Source organism: Actinoalloteichus sp. GBA129-24 (assembly GCF_001941645.1).
GTDB lineage: Bacteria > Actinomycetota > Actinomycetes > Mycobacteriales > Pseudonocardiaceae > Actinoalloteichus_A > Actinoalloteichus_A fjordicus.
The window spans coordinates 3,709,602-3,722,369 of record NZ_CP016077.1; the positions used below are offsets into that span (position 1 = coordinate 3,709,602).

The window sequence follows — 12,768 nt, forward strand, 5'->3', positions numbered from 1 at the left end:
GGTGCGCCTCAGCTCATGAGGCGGTCGCGCGGGATCCGATGTCGGCGAGGACGTCACTCAGGTCGGCCAGCAGCACGACTTCCTCGGTCCTGAGGTACAGGTGCCCACCGGGCATCGTCAGGAGCCGGAAGGCGCCGCGGGTCAGTTCCGCCCAGCGGCGCATCTGCTCCGGGGTCACCTGGGTGTCCTCGTCGCCGGTGTAGCCGTGCACCGGGCAGTCGAGCAGCGGGCGGGGGCCTCCGGAGAAGTCGTCCACCAGGCGGTAGTCCGCGCGGACCGCGGGAAGCACGATCTCCCGCAGGCCCGCGTCCTCGAAGACCTCGGCAAGGCTCGCGTCGAAGCTCACGATGTGCGCGATGATCTCCTCGTCCGTGCCGAAGATCATCGGTCGGCCCGCGAGCGCGTGCGTCGGCCGTCGGCCGGATACGCACAGTGCGGCGGGCGGGCTCCCCCGTTCCTGGAAACGCAGCGCCACCTCGTGTGCCAACGTGGCCCCCATGCTGTGACCGAACAACACGAGCCGGTGCCCCACCAGGTCGCCGAGGGCGTCGGCGATGTCGTCCGCGAGGACTTCGAGCCGAGGCGGGATCGGCTCGCCGATGCGGTTCTCCCGGCCCGGGTACGCGACGGCGAGCACGCCGACGTCCTCGGGGAGTCCTCGAGCCCAGGTGCGGAACGTGCTCGCCCCCGCGCCGGCGGGTGCGAAGCAGATGAGCTTCGTCTCGCACCCGTCGTCATCGCGGTAGCGGCGTACCCAGCGATCTTCCATTGATGTCACCTCCGACCTCGGTGAGGGTGGGGCTCACGGCGTCCTGTTCCGCGCGCCTGGCGACGATCGAGTCGACGATGTCGCCGCTTCGCAGCGCGATGTTCGACAGGAGCGAGGAGCTGAGGCCGTGGGTGTGTTCGGTACCGCCCTGGAGGTAGATGCCGCAGCGCAACTCGAGGGCGGTGACGATGCGGTAGTCCCGGCCCACCCGGTACCGGCCCGACTCGTCGCGCAGGCACAGCCCGTCGAGCTCGCGGAGCAGGCTCGTCGGCTTCATCGCGTCGTACCCGGTCGCGCAGACGAGCGCGTCGACGGTGAGCTCGCGTGCCTGGGTGCCGGGCCCTTCCTGCAGGGACACGCGGGTCTCGTCGCCGACGCGCTTCACGCCGGAGACCCGCGTCAGGTTGAGGAACTCCAGGCGCCTCACGCCCCGCACCTCGTCGTCGTACCACCTGCGGTACAGGCTCCTGATCAGGTCGTCGTCGACGACCGAGTAGTTCGTGTTGCGGTGGTAACGCCAGAACGCGTCTCGCGTCCGCTCGGTGCCGAAGTAGTAGTCGTCCACGGCGCTCGGGTGGAAGACCTGGTTGGCGAAGGGGGTGTCGTCCGCGATGGAGTAGCCGTAGGACGGGACGACCGCGTGCACTTGGGCGTGCGGAAGCTCGTCGTAGAGGAACCTGGTGATCTCGGCCGCGCTCTGGCCGGCTCCGGCGACGGCCACCCGACGCAGCTCCCGGGGGTCGATCCGGCGGTACTTCTCCAGGAACTCGGAGCTGTGCCACACTCGTTCGTCCCGCTCGGTGCCCTCTGGCATGTTCGGCACCAGGCCCGTCGAGATCACGACGTTACGTGCCCGGACCGTACGGCTGCCTTGGCCGGTGGCGTCCGCCACCTCGAGCCGCAGATCCGACTGCTCGGGCGCGGTGTCCAACGGCAGCCCGATCGATCGCACCTCCGAGCCGTAGGCGACGCGGTCGGCCACCCTTTCCTGGGCCCACTCCAGGTACTGGTGGAACTCCTGGCGCGTCGGGAAGAAGTCCTGGTTGTTCACGAACTCCGCGAGCCTGCCCGACGCGTGCAGGTAGGCGACGAAGCTGAAGCTCGACGTCGGGTTGCGGAAGGTGGCCAGGTCCTTGAGAAAGGAAACCTGCATGGTCGTCGACGGCAGCAGCATATTGCGGTGCCAGCCGAACGATGCCTGGCGTTCCATAAAGAGGCTGCTTATCTCATTCCCCGCACCATTCCCCCGAGACTCTTCCAGGGCGATGGCGAGCGACAGGTTGGACGGGCCGAATCCGACGCCGACCACGTCGTAGGTATCGTGTTCACGATCACTCATGGAGAATTCTTCCGCTCGCCAGCAAACAGTGTCCCGTTCTCAGAGGGTCCCAGACCCGGGCGGACTTGAGTTTCCATTCGGCACGCCGCCAACGTAGACCGCCTCGATGCTCTGTTCAAGGGCGTCGGTCGCGTATTACTGTCCCGCCGACGGGACAGTGCATTCAACCCTATCTATGGTTCACGTGACAGAAATTTCTGTTGGAAATGGTCCGTGAAGGAGATCTCGATGTTCGTCCCCAGCTTCTACCGTCCGCCCGACAGCTCGTGGATGATCGAGATCGTCGAGAACCACCCCCTTGCGCTGCTGACGAGCAACGGTCCGCCGGGAGGCGTCCCGTTCGCCACCCATCTCCCGGCAATCCCGAAGTCACTCGCCACCGAGTCGGCGGATCTCTCGGGCAGCGTTCTGCTGTGCCACCTCAACCGGGGGAACCCGCACTGGTCCGCCCTGGAGACCGGTGACGCTGTGCTGCTCACGTTCACGGGTCCGCACGGATACGTCACACCGACCGTCTACGCGTACACACCGGCCGCGCCGACGTGGAACTTCACCTCGGTACACGTGCGCGGGATCACCGAGAAGATCGAGTCCGCGGACGAGACACTCGAGGTGGTCATGGCCACGGTACGTGCCTTCGAGAGCCGCTTCGGCAGTGACTGGGACATGACCGGGTCGATCGACTACTTCCGGAAGATCCAGCCGGCGGTCGGTGCCTTCCGTGTCCACGTGACCGGTGCCGACGGGATGTTCAAGTTGAGCCAGGAGCAGAGCAGCGAGGTCCGCGACCGGGTGCGACGCTCGTTCGACGCGCACCCCGTCCCGCACTGCCACGCGGTGGCCGGCCTGATGGACCAGCTGCCCTGATCTCATGCGCCTCGCTCACCGGCGTCCACGTGGGAACCCGCTCAGGCGTCGGCCGACCGCGGTGCGACCCGGCTGCCCCGCGGGCGCGAGCAGAACTCCTCGGTGATCCGCTCCAGCTCCGACACCAGGGCGACGGGGGTGGGCAGGTCGAGCGCCTGCCGCTGGAGCCGCTCGGCGCCCCTGAGGAACCCGTCCTCCTCGAGCATGCGTGTCACGCACTCCCTGACGCGCGGTCCGGTCAGTTCGTCCATCGCGATCGACAGCCCAGCTCCGGTCTCGCGCAACACGGTCCTCTTCGCGACCGCGTCAACGGAGCTCTCGACGATGAGCTGTGGCACCCCGTGCACCATCGCGCCGTTGAAGCACCCCGCCCCACCGTGGTGGATCACCACCGAACAGCTGGGCAGGAGGACGTTCATCGGGACGAACTCGACGACCCGGGTGTTGTCGGGAACCCTCACGAGCTGGTCGCGTTCCTCGTCGGACAGTGTGAGGATCAGCTCGATGTCGAGGTCGGCCATCGAGTCCAGCGCTTCCTGCACCTGCGCGACAGACATCCCGAGAATGTCGATCCACGGTGCCTTCGAGATGCCGAACGTCATCAGCACACGGGACACGCGCGGGGCCTCGTTGAGCCAGGACGGTACGACGGAGCGCCCGTTGTAGGGCACATAGCTCATGGAGAGCGTCCGCTCGTGGGGCTCCAGGCGCCACTGCTCGGGCAGGATGTTGACCGCGAACTGACCGGTGACCACCTCTTCGGAGAAGTCACGCCCGTACTTCCGTGCCCAGCCCGCGTACCACTCGCGCACCGGGTCCAGACGCTCGTCGGCGGGCTGCTGCTCCTGGGCACGCAGGAAGTCGTGGCGGATCCGGAGGAACAGGTCGTTCCAGCACACCATCCGCGCATGCGCCGCCCCGACGGCGTCCGCCGCCACCGCGCCCGCGTGCGCGATCACGTCGCACAGCACGAGGTCGGGTTTCCAGAAACGGCAGTACGTCACGAGGTCCTCGACCAGCTCGTCGTTCACGATCCACATCCCAGGGACCACGACGGTGCCGAGGAACCAGGACAGTTCGTCCCACGGGAGACCTGTCCTGCCGCCCTCCCCCAGCGCGAACAGGGAGTCGGTCAGGAAGGGCGGGACCGCGGCCGCCATCTTCGGCGCGTTCTCGCCCCGGATGCGGTGGAGGCGCTCCTGTAGCGTCTCGTCCGGCCCGACAGGGACAGCCGTCAGCCCGGCTTCTGTGATGCTGTCGGTGAACTCCGGTTCGCTGGCCACCCGCACCTCGTGACCCGCCGACCGCAGGGCCCAGGCGAGCGGCACCATCTGGTACAGATGTGAATTCCACGGACCGGTGACGAACAGAACTCGCAAGCGATTCACCCCTTGGTCAGTACGCGCAGGCCCAGTCTGGTCGCCGTCGTGTCAACCTCGTGCCCGCGTCCTGCCCTGCTCGATCAGCTCGGCGACCTGAGCGGGGGTCTGCGCGAGGTAGAAGGCGCGCACGGACAGCTCGACGTCGTAGTCCTGGGCCACCCGGTCGATGATCTTTATCCCGATCAGCGAGTTGCCGCCGAGCTCGAAGAAGTTGTCATCAGCTCCGACCGCGTCGCAGTTGAGGTATTCGTTCCACAGCGCCGAGATCTCGTGCACGAGTGACACCGACAGCCCCGATTCCTTTGCCAGCCTGTCCTTCCTCCGCGTGCCGGCGAGACGGCGCGCACTCGTCGCGCGCGCCGGATGTCCCGCCAACGGGACAGGGGTGACTGTTCCGACCCTGCCCCGGCCGCACGGCCGGTGTCACCGTCCACTGCACGGCCGGGGGCTCGCCGTCCGCACGGCCATTGCCGCGGTATCCGGGGGGACTTACGGTGACAACCCGGAACAGTGACGTCTGTCCACGTCAGGGCACTTCCGGCCATCATGCGTTGAAGGGGGTTTCGTTGCTGAAGTCGCAACGGCTCGCGGTGCTGCCCATCGACTCGTACGACCTGGATTCCGAGTTGTCCATCGTGGACGACCACGAGTACAAAGGCGAGTACGACGCGCTCACCTTCGGTGAGTGGTCGTGCCATGTGCTGGCGAACGGCAGTGGCACCGAATCCGACATCGCCTTCCGGCCCCACGGTGACCGCCTCGCCCTGACCGAGCTCGGCAGAAGACTACCGAACATCATGTCGCTGGTGACCGGTCACTTCTCCCTCGACCGGTTGCAGTGGGTGCGCATATTCAGCCTCCGCGACGGCTGCATGGCCCCGCACGTCGACTTCCTCGAGTTCGAGGAGCCGGGCACGAGGCTCCAGGTTCCGCTGCGCACCAGCGAGGAGTCCCTCCATTCGGAGAATGACATCGTCTACCACATCCGTCGCGGCGAGGTCTGGAAGATACACACGACCCATCCGCATTCGGCGGGCAGCACGTCCGAGACCGCCCGGCTCTCCCTGTGCCTCGACTTCTCCGACGCGGAAGAGCCGGTCGAGATCCGCGGCGATGTTCCAGCGGTCGAGCCGGTCCGCGTCATGGCACGACCAGAGCCGACCGAAGCGGAGCTCGAAGAGCTCCTGGACTCCTGCCGGCAGCTCACCGCCGCGACCATGCGGTCGGGCTTCCGCCGGTTCGCCGAGTTCCACTACGAGCGGCACGCGCATGCCAGGGAGGTCTTCGACTGGTACGTGGAGGCCGCGCGGCGTTCCGGGGACGACGACATGGTCGCGAAGGCCCAGGCCTACCGCACGTACTGCATCGAGAAGCGAACCCTGGAAGAGACGTTCGAGTGGTGAGGGGCCACCGGCCACGCGCCTGGTACACGAAAAGGAGCTGATGCATGGACAAGCCTGGCGATGACGTTCTGAGGAAGGCCGCGGCGGAGTACGCCGAGCAGGGTTTCTCCATCATCCGCGGCGTCGTGCCACCGGAGGTCCTGGACGAGGTACGCGTCCACGTCGGCTGGCTCACCCGCAAGTACCCGGATCTGCGTCCCGAACACTTCCACCACCCACTGATCCGCAACGACGCCTTCTGGGCACGTCTGGTCTCGGACCCGCGTCTGGTGGACATCGCGGAGTTCTTCCTCGGCCCGGATCTGGCGTGCTTCACCGCCCACTACATCTGCAAGCCCCCGTACGACGGACAACCCGTGCTGTGGCACCAGGACGGCGCGTACTGGGCGCTGGAGCCGATGGAGGCGCTGACGGTGTGGCTGGCCGTCGACGAGAGCACCACGGAGAACGGCTGCCTACGGATGATCCCGGGTAGTCACCGACTGCCGCTGCACAAGCCGTCGGCCCGGACGGACGAGCCCAACATGCTGTTCTCCACCTGCGACGAGGATCTGGTGCGGGAGTGGACGGAGAAGTCCGAGATCGTGGACATCGAGCTCCAGCCCGGGGACGTCTCGATCCACCACCCCCATCTGCTGCACTGCTCGGAGGCGAACACCTCCGCCAAGCGGCGGTGCGGCCTCGACATCGGCTACATCTCGACGACCACCCGGATCCGGAGTGACGGCATCTACCTGGACCCACTGCTGGTACGCGGATCCGACATCAACGATCTGAACAGCTACCGCCGGTTCCCTGCCTGGCAGGAGAACGAGACGATCCCCTTCGCGGGGCAGGACGAGTGGAGCGACAAGGTGGCCGTGCTCAACGCGACGCTGCCCGCGCGTTCCCGCAGCCTTCCCGAGGAGAGTCCGATCGAGACGACCTGGCACATGATCGACCGGTTGCGCGAAGGCACCGTGAAGAGCTGATCGCGGCCGTCCGGGCACCTGGTGCGTCATATCGGAAGTGGATCTCACAGAGCGACAGCCCCGTCCGGCCAGGATCGGTTTTCCCTCAAGGGAACCGGTCCGGCCGGGCGGGGCTGAACTCTGCGGCGGGAACCGCCCTCAGATGCGCACGGGGAACGAGGTGAGCAGCCGGGGAGCCCCACCGGGCATGGTGTCGCGGTAGGTCAGCTCGCGTCGGCTCACGGCGAGCTCGAGACTGTCACGCTGGAGCATCAGGTGGTCGATGGCCACCTCGCCTTCGAGGTTCGCAAGTGACGCACCGATGCACCGGTGCGGTCCCGCGCCGAAGGAGAGATGGCCTTCCCCGCGCTTCGGCACACGTTGTATGTCGCACTGTTCGGGTCGCGGGAAATGGCGGGGGTCGAAGTTGGCGGCGTGAAGGGAGCCTGTCAGGGCATCGCCCTGACAGACCTGTACCCCGGCGAGCTCCATGTCCTGGGTCGCGTACCGCGGTCCGGCGGTCGAGATGGAGGACGCCATCCGCATCAGTTCTTCGACGGCGTGCGGCAGTGCTTCCGGCTTGGCGCGAAGCAGGGCCAACTGGTCCGGGTTGTCCTGCAGTGCGAGAACCCCGTTGAGGATGAAGTCGTTCATGGCGTGGTAGGAGGCGTTCACCAGGGTCACGGCCATGGAGATGGCATCGGCTTCGTCGAGCCGGACGTCGTCCGAGTCCATGGCCCGCACCAGCGTGGAGATCGTGTCGTTGGCCGGCTGGGCCCGGCGACGGGTGATGAGCTCCCTGAGGTACTCGCACAGGCCGAGCAGGCTCGTGGTGAAGTCGGCCTCGGCATTGGCGTACTCGCCCATCCACTTCTGTATCCGCGGCTGATCGGTCTCGTCGATACCGATGAGCCCGCAGATGACATCGATGGTGAGGGGCGCGGCGTACTCGTGGAGGAGGTCGCCGGAGCCCTTCCGTTCCAGGGCGTCCAGAAGTCCGGCAGAGGTCTTCTCGATGCGCGGCCGCAGCGCTTCGATGCGCCGGTTGGTGAACGCGGGCGCGAGGGTACGCCGCAACCGGGCGTGGCTCTGGCCGTCCTCGAGCATCAGGTTCGCCCCGAAGTAGTCGCTCAGCTCGTCCGAGAGGTCGAGTGTCGCGACCATCTGCTCCGTGATGCTCGGCCCCTCGTGACCGGGGACCTTGCTGACGTCCACGACGAACCGCGGGTCGCTCAGCACCTTCCTTATCAGTTCGCTGCGCGTCATCAGCCACACGCGCTGCCCACCGGGGAATCCGACGCGCACCATCGGTGCCCACTCCCGCAGTCGGGCCAGGGCACCGATGGGATCGTCCTCGAACTCGGGGGCCAGCAGGCTGACGATCTGCTCATCCGGGCTCGGTTTGGACTCGTCCATGGATCCGCTTCCTTTCGTCAGGCGGCAGAGGACGTTGCCGCCCACGGACGAACGCCACCTCGATCAGGTCGAGCACCTCCCGGGCGCCGTCGACCAGGTACATGTGATCGCCAGGGAGCTCCGCATAGCTGAACTCGCCCGTGGTCGCCTTCCGCCACTCCCGCGCCTGCTCCGCCGTGACCAGGCCGTCGGAGCCGCCGCGTACCGAACAGATCGGCACCGCCAGCGGTTCGTCGCTACTCGGCACGTAGTTCTCGTGCATCTCGCAGTCGGCCCGCAGCACGGGAAGGATCAGCTCACGCATCTCCGGATGGTCGAGGGCCTCGTGCCTGAACCCCGCGAACTCCTCGACCCTGGCGAGGAACTCCTGCTCCGGCAGGCCGGTGGCCCGTCTCTCCCGCTGTGTCCACGGGCCAGGCGAACCGCTGACGACCAGTCGTTCGACCAGCACGTCACGTGCGCTCAACAGATGCGCGAGCTCGTACGCGAGCACAGCGCCCAGGCTGTGCCCGAACAACACGACCCGTTCCTTCTCGCCGAGGTCCGCGACGACGTCGTCGACGGAGCTCACGGCCGCCTCGACCACGTTCCGGTGCGGCGTCTCCAGAATTCGCTTCTCCCTGCCGGGCAGCTCGACCGGGACCACCCGCCACCGGCCGCCCGCGAGCGCCCGCCACGGGTGGAAGAACGATGGTCCCGCTCCCGCGAACGGCACGCACACCAACGCTGTCACCTGGACCGCCCCCAGTCCTCAGTCCAGCCGGCCCGCGATGACCCGCATGATCTGGTCGGCGGGCTTGGGCATGTGCATGTACTCGTGTGAGGCGTCCACGTCGTACTCCTCGATGGAGCCGAGAACGTGCTGTCGCCAGTGGACCGCGTACGATCCCCAGTCCTTGCCCTGTGTCGCGTGGAAGTACAGCATGTCCCCGCGGTAGACCGGCGAGTCGAACTCCTTCATGATGGCGCGGTTGTTGGCGCCGACCTTCCCCATCATGTTCAGGAGGTCGTCGATGTTCCCCGTGTTGATGTACTCGCTCATGAACTCCGCGACCTCCTTCCGGAAGGCGGTCGGCTCGATGCCGTCGAGATTCTTGAACCCGCTCGACGGCATGGCGTCCAGGATCGCCAGGAGCCCCACCTCGTGCCCACGCCGGTCCAACGCCTCCGCGAGAGCGTGTGCGACCGGGCCGCTGAAGGACCAGCCGACCAGGTTGTACGGCCCCTCCGGCTGGATCTCGAGTATCCGGTCGAGGTAGTCGTCGACCATCTCCCGCACCGACGCGGCCAGTGGGTCCGTGCCGTTGCAGCCACGGGCCTGCAGGGCGTAGGCCGGCCGGTCGCGCATGTACGGCGCGAAGGAGAAGAACACCCAGCCCAGACCGCCGCCACCGTGGAGGAACCACACCGGTGTCTTCCCCGTGCCGGGATCGTCGTGCAGGGGCAGCACGACGCCGTACTGGTCGACGTCCTCGGTGAGGATGCCGCCGCCGGTGAGCATCAGCGCCGACAGCTCGGCCACGGTGGGGTACCGCACGATCGTCCGCACGGGCAGGTCGAAACCGAAGTGCTTGCGGATGCGGGCGCTGAGCCGGGTGGCCAGGAGCGAATGTCCACCGAGCGTGAAGAAGTCGTCCCCAATCCCGACCTTCTCCACACCGAGCAGTTCGCCGAAGAGAGAGCACAGCTTCTCCTCCTGGGCGTTGCGCGGCCCTCCGCTCTGGGTGGCCGCGTTCACCGGCGCCTGGCCGTCTGGCTCGGTTCGCGGTGCTCCGTTGGTCGGGATGGTCGCGTCGTGCGCGGGCAGCGCCTGCCGGTCGAGTTTGCCCGCCGGCGTCAACGGCAGCTCCGCGAGCGGCACCACCGCGGACGGGACCATGTAGTCCGGCAGCCGCTCACGCAGGTACGCGGGCAGCTCGGCCGGCAGTCGACCGATCCAGTCGGGACCGTCGGTCGCCTCGGCGTCCGGATCAGGCACCACGTACGCCACCAGGCGCTTGTCGCCGCGTCCGTCCTCCCGCGCGATGACCGCCGCCCGCGCCACACCCGGGTGCCCGGCGAGCACGTTCTCGATCTCCCCGAGCTCGATGCGGAACCCTCGGAGCTTGACCTGGAAGTCGGTCCGGCCGATGTACTCGAGCTGACCGTCCTTGTTCCATCGCACGACGTCGCCGGTGCGGTACATCCGCGCGCCTGGCTCGCCGTAGGGAGAGGCGACGAACCGGTGCGAGGTCAACGCGGTCTGCCCGAGGTAGCCCCTGGCGAGCCCGGTCCCGGCCAGGTACAGCTCGCCGGTGACACCGGGCGCGACCGGACGCAGTGCCCCGTCGAGCACGTAAACTTGGGTGTTCCAGATCGGTGTGCCGATCGGCACCCGGTCCGCACCCGGCACGTGCTCGTAGGCGAGGACCTCCACCGTCGCCTCGGTCGGACCGTAGAGGTTGTGGGCGGCACAGCCGGGCAGCAGGTCGACGAACGTGTTCGCGAGGGCCGCCGGGAACGCCTCACCCGCGACCTCGATCCAGCGAAGGCTGGTGCACTTGCCCGCCGAGGGTTCGGCGACGAACGCCTCCAGCAGGGAAGGCACGAAGTCCGCGACGGTCACCCGCTCCCGCTGGATCAGCTCGGCCAGGTAGACCGGGTCCTTGCGCCCGTCTGGACGGGCGACCACGACCGCGGCCCCCATCCGCAGCGGCGCGAACATCTCCGGCACCGACATGTCGAAGCTCGTCGAGGTGATCAGCAGGATCCGGTCCTGCGGCGTGACGTCGAAGTGCGCCAGCCCCCACTCGATCCTGTTCATGATCGACCGGTGCGACACCTGCACACCCTTGGGTCCACCGGTCGAACCCGAGGTGTAGATCAGGTACGCGGCGTTGTCGGGCGACAGCTCTCGCCGGGGGTTCGTCTCCGGGTACCCGGAGACGTCCGGAAGCGTCGAGTCGAGCACCAGCAACGGCTGAGCGCTCTCCAGCAGCTGCCGCACCCGGTCCGGCGGCAGCTCGGTGTCCACCGGCACATAGGACGCCCCCGCCTTCACCACCGCGAAGATCGCCACCATCAGCTCGACCGAACGCGGGATCCGCACCGCGACGACCTGTTCCGGTCCCGCTCCCTGTTCGACCAGCCAGTGCGCCAGCCGGTTGGCACGCCGGTTGAACTCCGAGTAGCTCAACGTCTCCTGCTCGCCGATCACCGCGAGACGGTCCGGGTCGCGCTCCACCTGGGCCTCGAACGCGCCCGGCAGAGTGCCAACGGACACCGGCGCCACGGTGTCGTTGACCCCCCGCAGCAACCACTCGCGCTCGTCGGCCGACAGCACGTCGATCGCACTGACGGGCGTCCGCGCGTCGGCGGCCACCTGCTCCAGGACACGCAGGAGCCGCGCGGTGATCGCCTCGGCCGTCTCCCGGTCGAAGAGCTGGGTCGAGTACATCAGGTCGCCCCACAGTGCCCCAGACTCGTCCATGGTCATGCTGAGGAACAGGTCGGACATGATGGTCGACACGAGGTGCTGCTCGAACCCCACCTCGAGCCCCGGCAGCGCGTACTCCCCCTTCGCCCAGTTCTGCCAGGCGAACATCACCTGGAACAGCGGCTGGTACGCCGCCGAACGGTCGGGGTTGATCAGTTCGACCAGCATCTCCAACGGCAGGTCCTGGTGTTCGTAGGCCGCCAGCGCCTTCTCCCGCACCCTGGCCAGCAGCTCGGCGAACGACGGATCACCCGACAGGTCCACCCGCAGCACCTGGGTGTTGACGAAGAACCCCACCAGGTCGGCCAGCGCCTCGTCGGTCCGCCCGGCGATCGGACTACCGATCGTCACGTCGTCTCCGCCGCCCAGCTTGCCCAGCAGCAGCCCCAGCCCGGCCTGCATGACCATCGCCATGGTCACCCCGTGCTCGGCGGCCAGCCTCCGCAGCCCGGCCGCCACGTGCGGGTCCACCACGACGCCGACCGTGTCGCCCTGCAGGCTCCGCCGCTCGGGTCGGGGGCGGTCCAGCGGGAGGTTGAGCGGCTGCGGCACCCCCTCGAGCTCCGCGCGCCAGTACTCGGCCTGCTTCGCGGCCATGCTGTCCGGGTCCGTCACGTCGCCGAGCAGCTCACGCTGCCACAACGCGTAGTCCTTGTACTGCACCGCCAACGGCTCCCACGCCGGTGCCCTGCCCTCCAGGCGAGCGGTGTAGGCGACGGCCAGGTCCCGTGCCAGCGGCGCGCCGGAGACCCCGTCCGATGCGATGTGGTGGATCACCAGGACCAGGACGTGTTCCTCCTCGGCGCAGCGGAACAGGTGTGCCCGCAACGGGATCTCGGTCGACAGGTCGAAGTGGTGGGCGATGACCTCGTTGACCGGGCCCGACAGCTCCTCCGGCACCACGTCGACCACCGGTAGCCGCACCAGCGCCTCCTCCGCTGGCAGGACCAGCTGGTGAGGCTCGTCCTCGGCGTCCGTCACATACGTGGTGCGAAGGATTTCGTGCCGGTCGATCAGGTCGTTGATCGCCGTGACGAGAGCGGTGTGATCCAGTGGGCCGGTGAGCCGGAACGTCGGGGAGATGTTGTAGGTCTCCGCCCTGTCCTCCAACTGGTGCGTCAGCCACATGCGGCGTTGTGCGTACGACAGCGGAATCACTGGGTCACT

10 protein-coding genes are annotated in these 12,768 nt (G+C 67.8%); 3 read left to right on the top strand and 7 right to left on the bottom strand.

What is annotated here, in order from left to right:
* Positions 1–13: 13 nt before the first annotated feature.
* Positions 14–769: a thioesterase II family protein gene (locus UA75_RS16680; protein WP_075741033.1), complete on the bottom strand. Its 756-nt coding sequence runs from the start codon at positions 767–769 to the stop codon at positions 14–16.
* Positions 735–2,108: a lysine N(6)-hydroxylase/L-ornithine N(5)-oxygenase family protein gene (locus tag UA75_RS16685; protein WP_083690721.1), complete on the bottom strand. Its 1,374-nt coding sequence runs from the start codon at positions 2,106–2,108 to the stop codon at positions 735–737. The genes UA75_RS16680 and UA75_RS16685 overlap by 35 nt, the downstream gene beginning before the upstream one ends.
* Positions 2,109–2,336: 228 nt before the next feature.
* Here UA75_RS16685 and UA75_RS16690 point away from each other — a divergent pair, with 228 nt between their 5' ends.
* Positions 2,337–2,975: an FMN-binding negative transcriptional regulator gene (locus tag UA75_RS16690; protein ID WP_075743890.1), complete on the top strand. Its 639-nt coding sequence runs from the start codon at positions 2,337–2,339 to the stop codon at positions 2,973–2,975.
* Positions 2,976–3,016: 41 nt separating this feature from the next.
* On the opposite strand, the gene UA75_RS16695 is transcribed toward UA75_RS16690, so the two are convergent.
* Together UA75_RS16695 and UA75_RS16700 are read right to left on the bottom strand one after the other, a co-directional pair.
* Entirely contained in the window at positions 3,017–4,363 is a 1,347-nt protein-coding gene (locus UA75_RS16695; protein ID WP_083690722.1) for an activator-dependent family glycosyltransferase, read from the bottom strand.
* A gap of 42 nt (positions 4,364–4,405) precedes the next feature.
* Positions 4,406–4,642 (bottom strand): phosphopantetheine-binding protein, encoded by a 237-nt coding sequence (locus UA75_RS16700; RefSeq protein ID WP_198044158.1) that lies wholly within the window; start codon positions 4,640–4,642, stop codon positions 4,406–4,408.
* 281 nt (positions 4,643–4,923) lie between these two features.
* Here UA75_RS16700 and UA75_RS16705 point away from each other — a divergent pair, with 281 nt between their 5' ends.
* Positions 4,924–5,760, top strand: a complete 837-nt coding sequence (locus UA75_RS16705) for a putative nonproteinogenic amino acid hydroxylase (RefSeq protein ID WP_075741034.1) — start codon at positions 4,924–4,926, stop codon at positions 5,758–5,760.
* A 44-nt stretch (positions 5,761–5,804) separates the two neighbouring features.
* Positions 5,805–6,731, top strand: a complete 927-nt coding sequence (locus UA75_RS16710; RefSeq protein WP_075741035.1) for a phytanoyl-CoA dioxygenase family protein — start codon at positions 5,805–5,807, stop codon at positions 6,729–6,731.
* A 138-nt stretch (positions 6,732–6,869) separates the two neighbouring features.
* Here UA75_RS16710 and UA75_RS16715 read toward each other — a convergent pair whose 3' ends face one another.
* Genes UA75_RS16715 through UA75_RS16725 form a run of 3 tightly spaced genes read right to left on the bottom strand, consistent with a single transcriptional unit; the run spans position 6,870 to position 12,759 of the window.
* Entirely contained in the window at positions 6,870–8,171 is a 1,302-nt protein-coding gene (locus UA75_RS16715) for a cytochrome P450 (protein WP_157434245.1), read from the bottom strand.
* The gene (locus UA75_RS16720) at positions 8,098–8,859 is read right to left on the bottom strand and encodes a thioesterase II family protein (protein ID WP_232251081.1); all 762 of its coding nucleotides are present in this window, start codon (positions 8,857–8,859) and stop codon (positions 8,098–8,100) included. The genes UA75_RS16715 and UA75_RS16720 overlap by 74 nt, the downstream gene beginning before the upstream one ends.
* An 18-nt stretch (positions 8,860–8,877) precedes the next feature.
* A complete protein-coding gene (locus UA75_RS16725; RefSeq protein ID WP_075741037.1) occupies positions 8,878–12,759 on the bottom strand; it encodes a non-ribosomal peptide synthetase in 3,882 nt (1,293 codons plus the stop codon).
* Between the last annotated feature and the right edge of the window lie 9 nt (positions 12,760–12,768).